18 protein-coding genes are annotated in these 16876 nt (G+C 58.8%); 8 read left to right on the forward strand and 10 right to left on the reverse strand.

Features of this window, described 5'->3' with window-relative positions; genetic code table 11:
- Positions 1-10: 10 nt before the first annotated feature.
- The 4 genes from MRBLMR1_RS30190 to hemN all read right to left on the reverse strand — a co-directional run bounded on the left by MRBLMR1_RS30190 (position 11) and on the right by hemN (position 3619).
- On the reverse strand, positions 11-1210 hold the full coding sequence (locus MRBLMR1_RS30190) for a beta-ketoacyl-ACP synthase (RefSeq protein WP_148146469.1): 1200 nt from the start codon (positions 1208-1210) through the stop codon (positions 11-13).
- 137 nt (positions 1211-1347) lie between these two features.
- A complete protein-coding gene (locus tag MRBLMR1_RS30195; protein ID WP_148146468.1) occupies positions 1348-1821 on the reverse strand; it encodes a 3-hydroxyacyl-ACP dehydratase FabZ family protein in 474 nt (157 codons plus the stop codon).
- 18 nt (positions 1822-1839) lie between these two features.
- Positions 1840-2124: an acyl carrier protein gene (locus tag MRBLMR1_RS30200; RefSeq protein WP_092662234.1), complete on the reverse strand. Its 285-nt coding sequence runs from the start codon at positions 2122-2124 to the stop codon at positions 1840-1842.
- A 145-nt stretch (positions 2125-2269) separates the two neighbouring features.
- Positions 2270-3619, reverse strand: a complete 1350-nt coding sequence (gene hemN / locus MRBLMR1_RS30205) for an oxygen-independent coproporphyrinogen III oxidase (protein WP_148146467.1) — start codon at positions 3617-3619, stop codon at positions 2270-2272.
- Between the two features lie 233 nt (positions 3620-3852).
- Between hemN and MRBLMR1_RS30210 the strand changes: the two genes are divergently transcribed.
- A complete protein-coding gene (locus MRBLMR1_RS30210; protein WP_148146466.1) occupies positions 3853-4578 on the forward strand; it encodes a Crp/Fnr family transcriptional regulator in 726 nt (241 codons plus the stop codon).
- A gap of 19 nt (positions 4579-4597) precedes the next feature.
- On the opposite strand, the gene MRBLMR1_RS30215 is transcribed toward MRBLMR1_RS30210, so the two are convergent.
- Positions 4598-5563, reverse strand: coding sequence for a nucleoside hydrolase (locus tag MRBLMR1_RS30215; protein WP_148146465.1), 966 nt, complete (start codon positions 5561-5563; stop codon positions 4598-4600).
- Between the two features lie 128 nt (positions 5564-5691).
- Here MRBLMR1_RS30215 and MRBLMR1_RS30220 point away from each other — a divergent pair, with 128 nt between their 5' ends.
- Positions 5692-6528, forward strand: a complete 837-nt coding sequence (locus MRBLMR1_RS30220; RefSeq protein ID WP_148146464.1) for a TSUP family transporter — start codon at positions 5692-5694, stop codon at positions 6526-6528.
- 8 nt (positions 6529-6536) lie between these two features.
- Here MRBLMR1_RS30220 and cobU read toward each other — a convergent pair whose 3' ends face one another.
- Positions 6537-7058, reverse strand: a complete 522-nt coding sequence (cobU, locus tag MRBLMR1_RS30225; RefSeq protein ID WP_148146463.1) for a bifunctional adenosylcobinamide kinase/adenosylcobinamide-phosphate guanylyltransferase — start codon at positions 7056-7058, stop codon at positions 6537-6539.
- Between the two features lie 302 nt (positions 7059-7360).
- Between cobU and MRBLMR1_RS30230 the strand changes: the two genes are divergently transcribed.
- From MRBLMR1_RS30230 to MRBLMR1_RS30255, 6 genes are all read left to right on the forward strand, one after another.
- Positions 7361-7504, forward strand: coding sequence for a hypothetical protein (locus MRBLMR1_RS30230; protein WP_183686908.1), 144 nt, complete (start codon positions 7361-7363; stop codon positions 7502-7504).
- Between the two features lie 735 nt (positions 7505-8239).
- Complete coding sequence (locus tag MRBLMR1_RS30235) at positions 8240-9235, forward strand: ABC transporter substrate-binding protein (protein ID WP_148146462.1); 996 nt, start codon at positions 8240-8242, stop codon at positions 9233-9235.
- Positions 9236-9409: 174 nt separating this feature from the next.
- Positions 9410-10318, forward strand: a complete 909-nt coding sequence (locus MRBLMR1_RS30240; RefSeq protein ID WP_148146461.1) for an ABC transporter permease — start codon at positions 9410-9412, stop codon at positions 10316-10318.
- Positions 10311-11363, forward strand: a complete 1053-nt coding sequence (locus tag MRBLMR1_RS30245; RefSeq protein ID WP_148146460.1) for a quaternary amine ABC transporter ATP-binding protein — start codon at positions 10311-10313, stop codon at positions 11361-11363. The genes MRBLMR1_RS30240 and MRBLMR1_RS30245 overlap by 8 nt, the downstream gene beginning before the upstream one ends.
- A 102-nt stretch (positions 11364-11465) precedes the next feature.
- Positions 11466-12479: a betaine--homocysteine S-methyltransferase gene (gene bmt / locus MRBLMR1_RS30250; RefSeq protein ID WP_148146459.1), complete on the forward strand. Its 1014-nt coding sequence runs from the start codon at positions 11466-11468 to the stop codon at positions 12477-12479.
- Between the two features lie 19 nt (positions 12480-12498).
- Positions 12499-12849 carry a hypothetical protein gene (locus MRBLMR1_RS30255; RefSeq protein WP_148146458.1) on the forward strand — a complete coding sequence of 117 codons (351 nt, stop codon included), beginning with the start codon at positions 12499-12501 and terminating at the stop codon, positions 12847-12849.
- 118 nt (positions 12850-12967) lie between these two features.
- On the opposite strand, the gene MRBLMR1_RS30260 is transcribed toward MRBLMR1_RS30255, so the two are convergent.
- The 4 genes from MRBLMR1_RS30260 to MRBLMR1_RS30275 form a co-directional block, all read right to left on the reverse strand.
- Complete coding sequence (locus tag MRBLMR1_RS30260; protein WP_500067240.1) at positions 12968-14992, reverse strand: vWA domain-containing protein; 2025 nt, start codon at positions 14990-14992, stop codon at positions 12968-12970.
- A 2-nt stretch (positions 14993-14994) separates the two neighbouring features.
- Entirely contained in the window at positions 14995-15522 is a 528-nt protein-coding gene (locus MRBLMR1_RS30265) for an RNA polymerase sigma factor (RefSeq protein ID WP_148146457.1), read from the reverse strand.
- Positions 15523-15688: 166 nt separating this feature from the next.
- Positions 15689-16054: a hypothetical protein gene (locus tag MRBLMR1_RS30270; protein ID WP_148146512.1), complete on the reverse strand. Its 366-nt coding sequence runs from the start codon at positions 16052-16054 to the stop codon at positions 15689-15691.
- Positions 16055-16167: 113 nt separating this feature from the next.
- A complete protein-coding gene (locus MRBLMR1_RS30275; protein WP_183686936.1) occupies positions 16168-16863 on the reverse strand; it encodes a 4Fe-4S dicluster domain-containing protein in 696 nt (231 codons plus the stop codon).
- Between the last annotated feature and the right edge of the window lie 13 nt (positions 16864-16876).

Consider the following 16876-nt stretch of genomic DNA (forward strand, 5'->3'; position numbering starts at 1 on the left):
GTCTACTCCTTCACGCGTTCGCCGAGAGGACGGCAACGCCCTCACCGCGCGTGTAACCGACCGTTGTCACCACGGCGTGATTTGCCGGCTTGGACATTGGCTTTTCGTGGTCCGTATCAAAGACTGGGACAAGGCTCTTGCCGTCGAGCGAGAGGGCCGCAAGGATCAGGCCGAGCGGGAACTGGGCTTCCAGCGCGTGACCGGTGACACCACCGAAACCACGGATCGCAGCGCCGTCGAATTCCTTTTCCAGCACGATCTTTTCGCGGGCTGCCAGATCCACAAGGCCGCTTGCGCCGGAAAACACCACCGTGTCGCCGCGCTTGAGGCCGGAGGCGGAGGCTGCGAGACGCGACAGGCGTGTTTCCAGCTTGCCTTCGTCGCGGTTGCCGCGATCACCTTCGACCGCATCGATGACGGCATAGATATGGGCGCCGCGGCTTTCAGCACGGGCGCGGGATTCCAGCACCAGGAATGCGCCGACCGACCCAGTAATCATTCCGCCGCCATTGTCACCCGAACGCGACCAGAGCGGTTGCCATTCGCCTGTCGCATGGGCACCGATGCCCTCGACGAGAAGCAGGATATCGGCGCGCTCGGCGATGAAGGCACCGCCGACGAGGCTGTGGCTCGACTGGCCTGCCTTGATACGATGAAATGCCGTCTCGACAGCCGAAATGCCGGCAGCCTCTTCACCCATGAAGGTGCGCGAGGAACCGGTGACCTTGTGGACGATCGAGATATTTCCGGCCATCAGATTGGAAAGCTGCGCGAGGAAGAGCGTCGGCCGCAGTTCCGTGGTCAGCTTCTCGTTCAGCAGAATGTCGCGGTCGTTGCGCTTCAAGGCTTGATCGACGATCAGCGAATCGACCTTGATGTCGCGCTCACCGCCACCGGCGGCGACAATCATGTCCATCGAGGCGCATGCTTCGGCATCTTCTTTGAGACCGGCGTCATCAAGCGCCAGACCGGCGGCAAAGACGCCGAGGCGCTGCCAGTTTTCCATCTGGCGCTGGTCGCGCTTGACGATCTGGGCGGACCAGTCGATTTCCGGAAGCGGATGGACCGGATAAGGCGTGAAACGCTCGGTTTCCACGGTCGGCTTGCGGGTGGTGGCCGCAGACAGAAGCGCGACATGCGCATCCTTGCCGACGCCCTGACCGGTGACAATGCCAATACCGGTGATCACAACATCATTGTCAGACTTCATCTCTGTCCTCTTTCGCGGACTTGCAGCTTTCGCCGCGCCTTCAAAGCAAACCGCGACCCATCAGGATCGCGGTTCAAGCTTCTGTTTCATTCCATGCCGTGGCCACAAGGCCGCCGCGCGTTTCCGCGCAACAGTCTTCACCTGCCGGCATTCATCGCCGCGACCAGACCGACTTCTTCCGCACGCTTGCGCACGATCGGCGCCAGCGGGATTTCGGAAAAGGGCATGGTGCGCAGCTTCAGCTGAGCGTCGCAGACCTTTTTGCCACCGGACGAAATCTTCGCCTTGGTGACAGCATAGCCAGAACCTTCGTGTTCGAGATACGCCTCGATGTCGAGAACGGCTTCCGGCTCTACGAAAGCGCGCATCTTGGCACCGTCGACGGACATCAGGAACGGCATGGCGGCGAAATCGGTGGCGGCAAGCACGAGCATGCCCGACGCCTGCGCCATGGTTTCGATAAGAAGGACGCCAGGCACGAGAGGCATGCCGGGAAAGTGACCTTCGAACACGGGGCTTTTCGCCGGCACGGTAGACCGCGCCGTCAGCGTCTTTCCTTCGAGATCGAGCGTTTCCACCCGATCAATCATCTGGAAATATTCAAGCAGCATCTGGTTTACGGCAGGAGCTTAGCCCTTGGCCGCCTTCAGCTCGTCGATCTTGGCGCAGAGGTTTTTCAGAACGAAATACTCTTCGGTCGAAACCTTGCCTTCATTGACTTCCTGGGTCCACTGCTCGAGCGGAATCTTGATGCCGAATTCCTTGTCGATCGCAAACACGATATCGAGGAAGTCAAGGCTATCAATGCCGAGATCGTCAATCGTGTGGCTTTCCGGGGTGATGGTTTCCCGGTCGATTTCGCTGGTTTCAGCAATGATGTCGGCAACTTTGTCGAATGTAGCAGTCACGCCCATGTCCTTTGAGAATAGGTAATTCGTAGCTCCACATAGGGAAAATGGTTCCAAATGCCAATGGCTTCGTTTTTTCGGACGCAAAATTTGCACCGAAACTGTTGCCTAAACAGCAATCGTTAACACCGCAATCATGAAGGCTTGCGACTTATACCGCAATAGAGTGCCTGCCACGCCCGCTCTCAAGATAACGATCGAAGACCGCGGCGATCGTCCGGGTAAACGGCCGCCCCTCCGGCGTAATCGTGAAGGAGGCGTTGCCGACGCGACAGATGTCATCCGGATTGCTGCGGGCAAAAGCGCGGGCCTCGGAAATCAACGCGTGAGCGCCGGCCGGAAAATTGGCGAGCAAGGGCATGAAATCGAAGCCGAAATCGCACATCAGCCGCTCGATGACATAGGCGCGCATACGATCATCTTCAGACAATTCCACGCCCCGGACTGCCGCCATCGCCTCGACTTCGACCATGCGCTGATACTCCCCGGTAGCCGGCATATTCTGCACATATCCCTGCGGCAACTGACTGATGGAAGACGCGCCGAGACCTATCAACGCATCAGCGCTATCGGTCGTGTAGCCTTGAAAGTTGCGCCGCAGCCGGCCTGTCCTTGCCGCAACGGCCATCGAATCAGACGGCTTTGCGAAATGATCGATACCGATCTCCTGGTAACCCGCTTCAATAAGAAGCCGACTGGCAAAATTGCTCTGACGGAAGCGTTCGCCGATATCCGGCAATGCGGATTCGGGTATCATCGTCTGATGTTTCTTCATCCACGGAACGTGAGCATAGCCGAAAAGCGCCACGCGATCGGGCGAAAGGGACAAGATGTCGGAAAGCGTGCGCCCGACGCCTTCCAGCGTCTGATGCGGAAGCCCGTAGAGCACATCACAATTGACCGAACCGACGCCACGTGCACGGACGGCATCAACGACGGACTTGGTCTGTTCGAAGGTCTGGATGCGATTGATCGCCTTTTGGACGGTCGGATCGAAATCCTGAACGCCGAGACTTGCGCGCGTCAAACCAATCGCCGCCAGCGCGTCATAACGGGCTTCGTCCAGATCGTTCGGATCCATTTCGACGCTGATTTCGGCATCGGCGGCGACATTGAATGATGCCCGCAGACAGGCCATCAGATCGGTCATGTCCTCAGGCTTCAGCATTGTCGGCGATCCGCCGCCGAAATGTATGGCCGTGACCTTTGCACCTTTCGGCACTTTTGCGCCGACAGCAGCGATCTCCAAGCGGAGTGCGGCGAGATAGGTTGTTATCGGATCATAGCGGAGCGTCTGCTTGGTATGGCAGGCGCAGAACCAACAGAGCCGATCGCAATAGGGGATGTGAAGATAGAGCGACAGATTGTTGCCGGTATCCAGTTTGGACAGCCACTGCGAATAGATGTCGCAATTTACACCAGTGTGAAAATGCGGCGCAGTCGGATAGCTAGTGTATCGCGGCACAGAGCCTGAATATTTCGCAAGCAATCTTTCGCTCATCGCACACCTCTTCTCATGTGCCTCAAGAGCTACCTGCGGAATATTTTAGCGACTTTGACTTGGATCAAGCATGAGAAGGGCAACTGAACCAAGTTCGGACCATCGATCGCCGCCTGCAGCGCCGCACCTTTCGTCAGGTGAATGAGGAGTGCTGTAGCTTTTGAGCAGTGTATCAGGTTTGCGAAAATCAATTCCGATTTTCGGGCCAGGTGTGCCGGCGTGGGGGAATGGGAATGGATGCGCAGCTAAAGATTCTGGACATTCACGAGGTGCCGCTGGTGTGTCGCGCCTGCGACGCCCGTCATAGCGGTATCTGTTCGACGCTCACCCCGCTTCAACTCACAGAGCTGAACAAGCATTCGCAACGCAGGGCGGTAGAAGCTGGTACGGAGCTTATCGGCCAGGGCCAGCAGGTTCATTCCTATTCGAATATACTCAGGGGCGTCATAAAGCTTTCGAAGATCATGGCGGACGGACGCCAGCAGATCGTCGGCCTGCAATTTGCGCCGGATTTCATGGGCCGGCCGTTTCTCGGCGAAAGCCTGATGGCAGCGGAAGCCGCAACAGATGCCGAACTTTGCGTGTTGCCGCGAAAAATTCTCGAACGAATGATTTCCGAATCATCGGAACTCGGCAGCCGTCTTCACAACCAGGCACTGACGGAACTGGACGAAGCGCGGGACTGGATGCTGACGCTGGGGCGCAAATCCGCCCGCGAGAAAGTCGCAAGCCTTCTGGTTCTGGTCGCAGCACATGCCGACCCCGACCGGCTTGGTGCCTGCGCCTTCGAACTGCCGCTGTCGCGCGCAGATATCGCAGACTTTCTCGGATTGACGATCGAAACGGTCAGCCGCCAGATGACCAAGTTGCGCAAAGACGGCCTCATTCACATAGAAAACAACCGGCAGGTTTATGTGCCGGATCTCGACAAGCTGGCGGTGACCGCGGGCGGCGACTGACCGCCCGCACACACCACGGTTACGGCGTACGTCCTTCGACGAGAACAGCGCGGATTGCTTCGAGTACCGCATCCGGCTGAATGCCGGTGCAAACGTCTTGGCTCGGCACGCCATCCCAGGCGCTGCCGACATATTTGCGGCCGTGATCCGGTGCCTGGATAGTCTTTCCATCCGCAAGGCCGCCACAAACGACACGAACCGGACCGGTGCGAACTTCAAAGAGATGCGGCTCGGTGAGGTAAACGCAGGCGCAGCTGTCGTGCAACGCCATGCCGTCGAGACCGACGCGCTGGCGATAAAAATCGATGTAATATTGCGACAGGTCGGAAAGGAGCCTTAGCTCCGAAGGCCCGGCCTCCACCATTTTCGCCAGATAATCGGAAGACATGGTTGTTTTCAGAGTCACGTCGAGACCGATAATCGTGACTTTCCATGACGCGGTGAAGACGACATCCGCGGCTTCGGGATCGCCATGGATATTGGCCTCTCCCGCCGGAGTGACATTGCCGTTAACGTCGAAAGCGCCGCCCATGATCACCACGTCCTTGACGAGGGCCGCGATTTCCGGATCGGCCTTCAGGGCGAGCGCCAGGTTGGTCATGCGACCGACGGCGACCAGCGTGACATTGCCGGGATCGGCTCTCACCGTATCGATGATGAACTGCGCCGCCGAACGCTCGTCAATCGGATGGTCGACGTCCAGCGGCACGCCAATATTGCCAAGCCCGTCCTCGCCATGCACGACCGGGGCGAAATGTGCGGCATCGCGGCCATCGTCATAGGCCCGCCCCGCCCCCTTGGCGATGGGCGCTTCGATCTTCCACTGCTGATGCAGATACTGTGCGTTTCGGGTCGTGATCTCGATCGGAGCATTGCCGAACACTGTCGTGACACCGACGAGATTTATGCCTGGATGGCGGTGCAGGTAGAGGAGTGCCATGGCGTCGTCCACGCCGGGGTCGGAGTCGAATATCACTTTAAGCATGCGGGCTTATCCAGTCTTTCAATCGAATGCGAGGCCGCGCACCATAAGGGCATTCGGACGCGGCGCAATCCCGAGGCACACGGCAGAACGGCTGCAGTGCCGGGAGGGCTTGTCGGACCGGCCGTTCCATGGAAGAAGGCGGCACCTTCCTGAAATTGCCCTCCTCCGAGCCTGATCCCGTGCCCGATATCGCATTCGAACTTCTGTTCCTCCTGTTTCTTGCCGCCGTTTTCGCCGGCTTCGTCGATTCAATCGCTGGCGGCGGCGGGCTGATCACCATTCCCGTCCTGCTGATCGCCGGCATACCGCCGCTGGAGGCGATCGCGACCAACAAGCTGCAAGGCCAGTTCGGCGCGGCGTCGGCAACGATTGCCTATGCGCGCAAGGGACATATCAACCTGCGTAACCAGTTGCCCATGGCGCTGATGGCAGCCGCGGGCGGCGCTGTGGGGGCAGTGCTTGCTTCGGTCGTTCCGGCTTCGGCGCTGGCCGCCGCCATCCCTTTCCTGCTGATTGCAATCGCGCTGTTCTTCGCCTTCAAGCCCAGCCTGTCGGACACGGATGGGCGGCGGCGGGTGACACCGTTCGTTTTCGGCCTGACCGCCGTGCCGCTCGTCGGGCTTTATGACGGCCTGTTCGGGCCGGGCGCGGGCTCGTTCTATATGCTCGGCTTCGTGCTTCTCGCAGGCTTCGGCATGCTGAAAGCGACGGCACACACCAAGCTCATCAATTTCGGCTCGAATTTCGGCTCGTTCCTGGTCTTCGTCGCGACAGGATCGATCCTGTGGAAAGTCGGCTTGCTCATGGGGGTCGGCCAGTTTATCGGCGCGCAGATCGGTTCGGGACTGGCGATGAAAAAGGGCGCGAAGATCATCAAGCCGCTGCTGGTGCTGTCATGTCTTGTGCTGGCGACAAAGCTTCTTGCGGACCCGAACCACCCTGCCCGGCTCTGGCTCGGCTGGTGAGAGGAAGATTACCCCTTCATCCGAAGGGGCAGCCCAGCGGCCACGAAGAACACTTCGTCAACCGAGGCGGCAATCTGCTGGTGCAGGCGCCCGGCGTGATCGCGGAATTCACGCGCCATCCTGTTCTCCGGCACGATCCCCAGACCGACTTCGTTCGAGACAAAAATGATCCGGGCGTCGAGGCTGGAGAGTTGTGCGGCGAGTTCGGCGCAGCGCATCGGGATATCTTCGCCCTCCATCATCAGATTGGTGACCCAGAGCGTCAGGCAATCGACAAGCACCACGCGTCCCGGCCTGTCGATTGCGCCAAGCGTATGGGAAAGTTCGACCGGCTCTTCATGCGTCACCCAGGATGCCCCACGATCCTCCTGATGGCGGCCAATCCGTTCGCGCATCTCGTCGTCATAGGCTCGACCGGTTGCTATATAATGGCGCTCGAGGCCTGTCGCCTCAGCCAGGCGTTCGGAAAAGGCCGATTTCCCGGAGCGGGCGCCGCCGAGCACAAGAGCTGTTTTGCCGGATAGGATCATGGAGGAAGGTCGCATAGAGGCCAGACGAAACCGGACGATTCGTAGATGTCAGAGGCGTCCGGTCCGTGTTCGGGTTTGTCTGGATTCGTATTGCACGCAGATCGTCGGACATGCGGAGCTTGAAGTCAACAGGTCCCGCAAATCCGAACCGGATTGCCGCCTGCCTGCGCATTTGGACGCACTATTCATTTTGCGACATCGCGTGACGAATTACAGAGGGGCGTCGTGGGTTTGTGAGGCGTATTGGATCGACAAAACATAAGGCGTCGCGACGAGATCGCAGCCACTGAGGAAACACCCAAATGCTCTACGTGTTCAAAAACAGCAATGGCCTGCAGATCGCCTGGAATTCCGAACCCCCCAAGGCATTCCGTCAGACGCGCCCGTCGGACACCGCACGCCGCATGTCGCTGTTCGGCTTCATCAGAACATCCAATTCCGGCTGAAGCCGGCACTGCCGATATTCCGGGCTTTCCGGCACATCACGCTGACGATCGGCAGATCGATGGATCACAAAGTCGCCTTGATGCCACCTAGGAGAGCATCCTTGCTGCATCAAAGCTCTGAAATATCTTAGAATGATGAACTAGCCCGAGGCCTATAAAGAGGCAGCCGGTACGCATTACCAAAATTCCGGCGCCACTGGCGGAGCTCTTGTCCGCGTCACGAAACTTAGCGACACTTCCTTACCGGATGGTTATTGAGGAGTGCGAGAAGCAAACAATATTCACCGGTCATACGTTTTTTCGGTGCACCGCACTTTTTTCTGAAATTTTTTCGCGCCGCTAATCGGCTACAAAAGGTCAAATCTCGGGCGTGACTTTATCGCCATTTATGATCGCGCCGAAGTTGCGCCTATACGGACAGCGCAGATAGGCGGCAATTGATCGTTTTTAGGCCTTCCAAGCGGCACAAATCACGTTCTTCCAAGGAGTTACGAGAAACTCTCGGATAAGCAACGCTGACAGCTGCTGTTGATTTATTTGATTTAAGCCGTACGCTGCCTGCGCTGACAGAAAAATGCGCCCTATCTGTGGCTGTTGACAGGTAGCAAAAAGACGCATGGGGACAGCGACCATTGAGAGGGTGCGGCCTCGTCGCTCCCAGGCGCTTTCATCACGGATTTCGGTAACACCGGCTCCACGTATCGATTGTCAACACCAAGACTGGGAGGTCTTACGATGAAAAAACTCCTCGCTTCCACCGTCTTCGCAGCCGGTCTTTATGGGTTTGCCGGGGCAGCCTATGCCGACTGCGGCTCAGTCTCTATTGCTGAAATGAACTGGGCTTCGGCCGGCGTTGCCGCGAATGTCGACAAGATCATCCTCGAAGAAGGTTATGGCTGCAGCGTTGAACTCGTTACCGGCGACACGATGCCAACCTTTACCTCGATGAACGAGAAGTCGCAGCCCGACATGGCACCCGAATTCTGGGTCAATGCCGTGCGCACCCCGCTCGATGCGGCGGTCAAGGAAGGCAGATTGATCGAGGCCGCCGAAATCCTTGCCGATGGTGCCGTCGAAGGCTGGTGGATCCCGAAATTCCTGGCTGACGCCCATCCGGACATCAAGACCGTCGAGCAGGCGCTCAAACATCCGGAACTCTTCCCTGCCCCGGAAGATCCGTCCAAGGGCGCAGTAACCAACTGCCCGTCCGGCTGGAACTGCCAGGTTTCGACGGCCAATCTCTATCGCGCCCTCGGCGCCAAGGATAAAGGTTTCGATCTGGTCGATACCGGGTCGGCTGCGGGCCTTGATGGCTCGATTGCCAGCGCTTTCGAGAAAAAGACCGGCTGGCTGGGCTATTACTGGGCACCGACCGCCATTCTCGGCAAGTATGAGATGGTGAAGCTATCCTTCGATGTGCCGCACGACAAGGCAAACTGGGACGCCTGCACCGCGGTTCCGGACTGCGCCGATCCGAAGGTCAATTCCTATCCGACATCGCAGGCCTTCACAGTCGTGACCAAGCAGTTCGCCGACAAGGCGGGTGTTGCGATGGACTATATCAAGGCCCGAAAGTGGACCAATGCGACGGTCAACGGCATTCTCGCCTGGCAGACTGACAACCAGGGCACCAATGCGGACGCAGCCAAGCATTTTCTGGAGACCCAGCCGGACGTCTGGACCAAGTGGGTTTCACCGGAGATCGCCGAAAAGGTGAAGGCATCGCTTTGATGCGGACAAGGGAGGCGGCGGATTGCTGCCGCCTCTCCTCCGGATGACCTCACAGAAGCGCGCAGCATAAGATCCCTTATGGGCGTGCGACGCGCCAGGTCATCCGCGATGATTGCCAGCCCGAGCATGAAGCGATGCCGGGAAGATGCAAACAGGCACAACAAGGGGAAGAGCATGGCAATCTGCGAGTTCCTGCCACGAGCCTTCTGTCGGTTCCCGGCCATCAGCGACAGTTATATTCGCCAGGCACGCCAAGTTATCGATGACGGTTTTAGAGGCCTCGTGCGGGAATACGGATATATAATCGATGCGCTGAAAGCTCCGCTTCAGTGGTTCCTGAACTATCTCGAGAGACTGTTCACCACCTCGCCCTGGACGGTCGTTCTGATCGTCATGCTGGTGGTCGTCTATTTTGGCAGCCGAAGCATCCGCATAACCGTCGGCACTGCGATCGGGATGCTGCTCATCGGCCTTGTGGGACTGTGGGAAGATACGATGACGACGCTTGCCATCGTGACCGTGTCGACATTGATTGCCATCATCATCGGCCTGCCGATCGGTATCCTGATGGCGCGATCGGAACGCGTGCAGGGCGTGATAAATCCCATTCTGGACGTGATGCAGACGATGCCCAGCTTCGTCTATCTCATCCCGGTGGTTGTTATTTTCGGTATTGGCAAGGTACCGGGACTGATTGCTGTCGTTATCTATGCCGTGCCGCCGATGATCCGCCTCACCAATCTCGGGATCAGGCTTGTCGACAAGGAGGTGCTGGAGGCGGCGGATGCTTTCGGGTCTTCTCGCGGCCAGAAACTCTGGAACGTGCAGATGCCGCTGGCGCTGCCGACAATCATGGCCGGCATCAACCAGACGATCATGATGTCGCTTGCCATGGTGGTCGTCGCCTCCATGGTCGGGGTCGGAGGGCTTGGCCGCAATACGCTGCAGGCGATCAACAACCAGTTTTTCACCTACGGCTTCCTCAACGGTTTTGCGCTTGTGGCGATCGCCATCATCTTCGATCGCACCAGCCAGGCCTTCGGCATGCGGCTTCAGCGTCATTCGGAGGTGGTGCATGGCTAGTCACGGCATAGAGATAAAAGGCCTCTACAAGATCTTCGGGGCCAATGCCCGACAGCATGTGGAGGCGGTGAGGAACGGCCTTTCCAAAGCGGAACTGAATGAACGCTACGGCCATGTTCTGGGGCTGAAGGACATCAACATTTCCATGCCGGCCGGTGGCATTACCGTTGTCATGGGACTTTCCGGCTCCGGCAAATCGACGTTGATCCGTCATATCAACCGGCTGATCGAACCGACATATGGCGAGGTCGTTTATGACGGTGTCAATGTCTGCGGCATGAACGAGCGGGACCTGCGCGAATTCCGTCGTCACAAGACGGCGATGGTATTTCAGAAATTTGCGCTTTTGCCACATCGTACAGTGATCGAGAACACCGTTTACGGGCTCGATATTCAGGGCGTTCCCCGCTCGGAAAGCCTGAAGAAAGGTCAATACTGGATCGAACGCGTGGGGTTGACCGGGTTCGAGAACCATTATCCGAACCAGCTGTCGGGCGGCATGCAGCAGCGCGTCGGCCTTGCCCGTGCACTGACCAACGATGCAGACATCCTGCTGATGGACGAAGCCTATTCGGCACTCGACCCCCTGATCCGCGTCGACATGCAGACCGTTCTTCTCGACCTGCAGGCAGAACTGAAGAAGACCGTGGTTTTCATTACTCACGATCTCGACGAGGCTTTGCGGCTTGGTGACAAGATCACCATCCTGCGCGATGGCCAGGTCGTGCAGCAGGGAACCGGCCAGGAGATCGTTTTGTCACCGGCCGATGACTACATCACCGCCTTCGTCAAAGAGGTAAACCGCGGCCGGGTGATCCAGGCGAAAACGGTGATGAAGCCGTTCGACGGACTGGCGGATGGGGTGCGCATAGAGGCGACCACCACGCTCGAAGCTGCAGCCAAGGCTATGACCGAGAGTGGCCAGACAAAGGCGACGATCATCGACGAAGCAGGAACGCCCACCGGCACGCTCGACCTGCAGACGATGATGGCGGCCATGGTGACACCCGCCGGTTCCGACACCTCCAAGATGGCGGCAGAGTGAAGACGGAAACAGAAGCGCCGGCGTCGCAGCCGGCGCATATCCTGTTGGTTGAAAGCATATAAAGAGATCCTTATATCTTACTTTCAGCTTCAGGAGGGCGCCATGCCGACAGCCAATCCATTGACCGCGCTCATTGCAGAAAAGGGCGTTCTGCTGGCGGATGGCGCAACCGGAACCAACCTGTTTGCCGCAGGGCTCGAAGCAGGCGAAGCGCCGGAACTCTGGAACGAGGCGCATCCGGACCGGATCACCAAGCTGCATCAGGATTTTGTCGATGCTGGCGCCGACATCATTCTCACGAACACATTTGGCGGCACTCGCCACAGGTTGAAGCTGCATCATGCGCAAGACCGGGTGCCTGAACTCAACAGGCGGGCAGCCGAGATCGCGCGCGCCGTGGCCGACAAGGCTGGTCGAAAGGTCATCGTCGCAGGTTCTGTCGGGCCGACCGGCGAATTGCTGATACCGCTCGGAGCATTGTCCTATGAGGATGCGGTTCAGGCTTTTGCCGAACAGATGGAAGGATTGAAGGCCGGCGGTGTCGATGTCGCCTGGATCGAGACCATGTCGGCAGCGGACGAAATCCGAGCCGCGGCAGAAGCGGCGGTGAAAGTCGGCCTGCCGTACACCTATACCGGATCGTTCGACACGGCCGGCAAAACGATGATGGGGCTTAATCCCAAGGATATCCATGGTGTTGCCGCCGATGTCGGCAGCGGGCCGGAAGCAGTCGGGGCAAATTGCGGCGTCGGTGCGTCCGACATTCTTTCCTCGCTTCTCGACATGACCGAGGCCAACCCGGATGCGATCACCATCGTCAAGGGCAATTGCGGCATTCCGGAGTTTCGCGGTTCTGAAATCCATTATTCCGGCACACCGCCGCTGATGGCGGAATATGCGCGGCTGGCGCGCGACGCGGGCGCAAAAATCATAGGCGGCTGCTGCGGCACCTCCTGCGAGCATCTTTCGGCCATGCGTGTAGCGCTGGACAATTATACGCCGCGCCCGCGCCCGACAATCGAAGAAATCGTCGACAAGATCGGCCCGCTCCGCAATAAGACGGCGAGCGAATCCGGTGGCGATTCCGGCCAGGAGCGCCGTCGTCGCCGGAGTTAAGGCAACGGGGACGAACAGAATGACCAGTGTATCGCCAATAGGCAGCCGCGAAACCGTAGCCGAAGGGCTGGCCAGCCTTTCCGAAGATAAGCAGAGCTGGCTTAATCTTCTGATGGAAAATCCGGCCCAGGACGACCTGATCCTGGCTGGTCTGCATCTTTATCTCGATCAGGCTTCGGAGGCGCGTTTCCTTAATACGCTGAAGCTCGAAAAATGCGGTGAGTGGCTCGGCAACATGGCGCCGGACCGCCTGCAAATCCGTCTGTCGGAAGCAGGGAAATCCAGCCAGCATCCCGCCTATCTGGCCTTCAAACAAGGCTTGACCCGCTCCGGTGGCCTGGAGCGGGCCTATCCCAAGGCGCCGGTCTGATCAGCGCGCCAAAGCACGTCGTGATGCTCAAGATTCGCTTCCCGTGCTTTAGCTCTCTGTTTTTGCGCATGTCTTTATCCCGAAACCGGTGGCCACTTTCGGGAGACATGCTGCAGGCCTATCGCTTTAGCGTCTCCGCGAGCCGGACCAGATCCAGGAAACCCGATCGATAACCGAACGGGTCTTCGCCGCGCGCGTTGCGGGCGATATCGAGGATCGAGCCGTAGGAATAGGCTTCAAGCGTCCCGGCGCCCCGCAATTTCTGCCCGAAGGCGGCAACTGCCGTTGCAAAGCGGACATCCTGCGGCGCCGCGTTGAAATCGCTGAAGGCATTTGCCTGTGTCACCGCGGTGGTGATGAGCCTGCTCGTGTCACCATCCGGTTGCTTGTAGCGAAGCTTGACGAAGGCGAGTTCGTCGGAAGCAGGCGTTTCGGAGGACGGTTTGCCATAGCGCAGCGGATCGTTGAGCACGGCCTCGCTGCCTTTCGGAGTGACCTCATAGATCGCCGTCACCGCATGGCCGGAGCCGATATCGCCGGCATCGACGCGGTCATTGTTGAAATCCTCCCGTCGCAACGCACGCGTCTCGTAACCGATCAACCTGTATTCGGCGATCCGCGCGGGGTTGAACTCGACCTGGATTTTTACATCCTTGGCGATCGGGAAAAGCGTCGACCCCGCCTCCTCCACCAGCGCCTTTTGCGCCTCCGCCAGCGTGTCGATATAGGCGGCCGTGCCATTGCCATTCTGGGCAAGCGTCTGCATCAGGCTATCGTTGAGATTGCCTTCACCGAAGCCGAGCACCGACAGATAGATTCCATCGCGGCGGCGATCCTCGATCAGGCGCTTGAGATCGCCATCGCTCGATGCGCCGACATTGAAATCGCCATCGGTCGCCAGCATGACACGGTTGACACCGTCCTTGATGAAGGCCCGACGAGCCAGATCGTATGCCGCCTCGATGCCTTGCGCACCGGCGGTGGAGCCGCCCGGCTGCAGCGTGTCGATGGCGTTCAGGATTGTGTCACGTTCGCTCGCGGAAGTGGGTTCGAGCACCGTGCCTGCGGAACCGGCATAGGTGACAATCGAGACCTTGTCCTCCGGTCTCAGCTTGCCGACCAATAGGCGGAAGGCACTTTTCAGCATAGGCAGCTTATCCGGTTCATTCATCGAACCGGAAACATCGATCAGGAACACAAGGTTGGCAGGCGGTGTGGTGGACGGAGCCAGGTCATAGCCCTTGATTGCCACATTCATCAGCTGTGTGCCGGCATTCCAGGGCGTCGGCGTCATAGTGACGGTGGTGCGGAACGGCGTTTCGGCCGATTGCGGGCGCGGCCAGTCGTAAGGGAAATAGTTGACCATCTCCTCGACGCGAACACTGTCGGGATCGGGCAACCTTCCCTGCATCAGCGCCCGACGAACGACGGAATAAGAGGCCGTGTCGACATCGACGGAAAAGGTCGAGACCGGATCGGTGGCGACGCTCTTGACCGGATTGGGATCGGCATTGGCGAAACGGTCACGGTCTTGCTGGAGCTGCGGCGCAACAGTGTCGAATGTTGCGGTATTGCCGTAACGCGCATCCGCCTGCGATGCAGCGCGAGAGGCCAGCGGTGCGGGAGACGAAGGCGACGCGGGCTCGATCATGGGGGCAGGCATCGGCTTGGCTAGCGGCTGTGGCGATCGTTTTGCAGCTCCGCCGGACGCCTCTTGCCTGTTCAGCAATTCTGCCGTCTCACTCGCGTTGAAATCGCTTCGAAGGTCGGTTGGAGGGGCAACCTCTTGCCTTTGCGCCTGCTGCACTGCCATTTCGGCTGGCGGCGGGGCAGAAATGTCGGAAGAAACCGGCAGGCTGCCGCGCGTCAGTTCGAAAGTAAGATAGGCGGCCGAAGGGACAAGCAGAAGCGTGGCCAGCGCCGAGCCTGCAAGGTAGTGTTTCCGGGTAATCATGTTGTTGCTCCATATCCGGTTGAGGATGGAGCTTTGACGGTGCCACCAGCTTGTTCCTTGGGTCTGGCTCGCGTTTTTTTCTTCCGCTTCAAAAGCCTGCATGGCGGCGGAAAGCGCACGGGTGCGTGCAGCCTCCGAAGGAGCGGGAGCTGGCGGATTGTTCCGCAATCTGTCGAATTCGTCGGTCATGGTCAGACTGCCTCCTTCCTCAGAAGGTCCTTCAATCGTTTTCGTGCCTCGTGCAGATGCCAGGACACGGTTTTTTCGGAACAACCGATCACATCGGCCGCCGCGGCGTGGCTGAGGCCTTCGGCATAGACGAGCAAAACCGCATCACGCTGCTTTTCAGGCAGGGTACGGACAGCGGCCCAGAGTGCGTCATCGCCGCTACCATCGTGCTCAGACGGCGGCGAAGTATAAAGCGGGTCGTTTGCGAGCCGTTTCTCGTCGCGACTTCGGCGAGCGGCCTGGCGCTGGTGATCGCGTACCGCATTCAGCGTCATTGTGTAGAGCCAGGTACGCAAGGAAGATTTTCCCCGGAACCCGCGGATCGCCCGGGCAAGCCTTATACAGACCTCCTGGGCGATATCTTCGGCGTCGCTTGCGACACCGGACCATCGCCAGGCGACCGCGTGGATGAAATCGTAATGCGTCTCGATCAGTGCCGAGAATGCATCCCGGTCACCTTCGCACGCTCTCTTGAGGATCTCGGCGCTCACGCTCGTATTATCCGCTCTCTCGTCTTCTGGAGCTTAGACGCCAGGCGAGAGAAAATCCTTGGGTGTTCAGGGAAAAAATATTCGATCGTCTTCTCGACATAAAAAGGACCGGCCCCTTTTTGTCAGGAACCGGCCCTTTTTTTCAATCTCGTGTCAGCAAGCCGTGTCAGGCTGCGACCGCGGATTCGCGCACGTCATCGAACAGGAAGTGCGCGACGACATATTTGGTCGTGTATTTAGTGCCACTGCCGGAGACGGAATCATCAGATCCGCCATCGGCCGGGTGCCAGGCGTGATAATGCGGATTGTTAGTGATCAGCGTGATTGCCTTGCCGGCAAAGCGTCCACCAAGCCGGTAACGGGCCTCGGCGAGTGGCCATATCCGTTCGAAATCCTGCTGTGACAGACGAACCTTGAGGGCTGGTCGATTGATCGCATCAAGCTCCACACCATCTTCATTCACAGAGGCCGGGGCCTCCAGCATGACCTCCTCGGCGTTGTCCAGAATGTAGTCAAACTCGTCAGGCCACATACGTTTCATACAGTCACTCCTCCCGGCTGGTTTCATATGTCAGACATCATGAATGTAGCGCGCCTGTTGGCAGACGCAACGTCATTGAGATGCGATGGCGATTTTGACGCGGCTCAGCCCAGCGCCCGCATGTGGAATTTCAGCTGCTCCTTGGGATAGCGGTATCCTTGGCCGACCGGACAGGCATTGCGTGCAAGGCAACCGGAGACCATGCAGCCACCCTGCCCAGACGGCGTAACGAGGTGGCCGCGACAGGTCGAAACTGCGAAATCCGCCGGATCCATGCAGATGGCAGAAACGGGACAGGTGGTCAGGCACGGTTTCGTCTCGCAGACGTCGCAGGCATGTCTCCCAACGGTGACGACCTTTCCGGCATGGGACTTTCCGACCACAGCGGGAAAACCGATCGCGCCACGATAACCATGCCAAAGACCGTATTCCGGATGAATGAGGATGCCGAGTGGAGAAGGCTTCAGCCCTTCTGCGCGCATTGCCCATTGCTGGAACGGTTGCCAGGGCGGATCGGAGGGGAAATAACTTGTGCCGCCAATCTTTTCCGCCAGCGGACAAATGATCTCCTTCGACCATGTGTCGAGCGGATCGGGGCCGTTATTGCGAGTATTCCAGCGGGAGAAAGCCGGCCAGATCGAGCCGCCGGCATTGCCGAGCAGGACAACCGAGGCGGCTGGTTTTCCATCGGCCAGCAGAGGCCCCTCGCCCACGGCAAAATCTACCGTGCCGCGGATCACGATACCGCTCGGCTTAAGCGCGGCTTCAATCTCGCGACAGATGGACAAACGGCCGCTCATCGTCTCAGCGCGG

Source organism: Neorhizobium sp. LMR1-1-1.1, assembly GCF_040675795.1.
Lineage (GTDB): Bacteria > Pseudomonadota > Alphaproteobacteria > Rhizobiales > Rhizobiaceae > Neorhizobium > Neorhizobium cellulosilyticum.

Bases quoted from the DNA above. Each gene is read 5' to 3' on its own strand.
- MRBLMR1_RS30245 (WP_148146460.1), top strand. From the start codon at position 10,311: ATGGCTAGTCACGGCATAGAGATAAAAGGCCTCTACAAGATCTTCGGG.
- MRBLMR1_RS30270 (WP_148146512.1), bottom strand. From the start codon at position 16,054: ATGTGGCCTGACGAGTTTGACTACATTCTGGACAACGCCGAGGAGGTC.
- MRBLMR1_RS30235 (WP_148146462.1), top strand. From the start codon at position 8,240: ATGAAAAAACTCCTCGCTTCCACCGTCTTCGCAGCCGGTCTTTATGGG.
- MRBLMR1_RS30215 (WP_148146465.1), bottom strand. From the start codon at position 5,563: ATGCTTAAAGTGATATTCGACTCCGACCCCGGCGTGGACGACGCCATG.
- MRBLMR1_RS30220 (WP_148146464.1), top strand. From the start codon at position 5,692: ATGGAAGAAGGCGGCACCTTCCTGAAATTGCCCTCCTCCGAGCCTGAT.
- MRBLMR1_RS30230 (WP_183686908.1), top strand. From the start codon at position 7,361: ATGCTCTACGTGTTCAAAAACAGCAATGGCCTGCAGATCGCCTGGAAT.
- MRBLMR1_RS30275 (WP_183686936.1), bottom strand. From the start codon at position 16,863: ATGAGCGGCCGTTTGTCCATCTGTCGCGAGATTGAAGCCGCGCTTAAG.
- MRBLMR1_RS30200 (WP_092662234.1), bottom strand. From the start codon at position 2,124: ATGGGCGTGACTGCTACATTCGACAAAGTTGCCGACATCATTGCTGAA.
- MRBLMR1_RS30260 (WP_500067240.1), bottom strand. From the start codon at position 14,992: ATGACCGACGAATTCGACAGATTGCGGAACAATCCGCCAGCTCCCGCT.
- hemN (WP_148146467.1), bottom strand. From the start codon at position 3,619: ATGAGCGAAAGATTGCTTGCGAAATATTCAGGCTCTGTGCCGCGATAC.
- MRBLMR1_RS30210 (WP_148146466.1), top strand. From the start codon at position 3,853: ATGGATGCGCAGCTAAAGATTCTGGACATTCACGAGGTGCCGCTGGTG.
- MRBLMR1_RS30255 (WP_148146458.1), top strand. From the start codon at position 12,499: ATGACCAGTGTATCGCCAATAGGCAGCCGCGAAACCGTAGCCGAAGGG.
- cobU (WP_148146463.1), bottom strand. From the start codon at position 7,058: ATGATCCTATCCGGCAAAACAGCTCTTGTGCTCGGCGGCGCCCGCTCC.
- MRBLMR1_RS30240 (WP_148146461.1), top strand. From the start codon at position 9,410: ATGGCAATCTGCGAGTTCCTGCCACGAGCCTTCTGTCGGTTCCCGGCC.
- MRBLMR1_RS30190 (WP_148146469.1), bottom strand. From the start codon at position 1,210: ATGAAGTCTGACAATGATGTTGTGATCACCGGTATTGGCATTGTCACC.
- MRBLMR1_RS30195 (WP_148146468.1), bottom strand. From the start codon at position 1,821: ATGCTGCTTGAATATTTCCAGATGATTGATCGGGTGGAAACGCTCGAT.
- bmt (WP_148146459.1), top strand. From the start codon at position 11,466: ATGCCGACAGCCAATCCATTGACCGCGCTCATTGCAGAAAAGGGCGTT.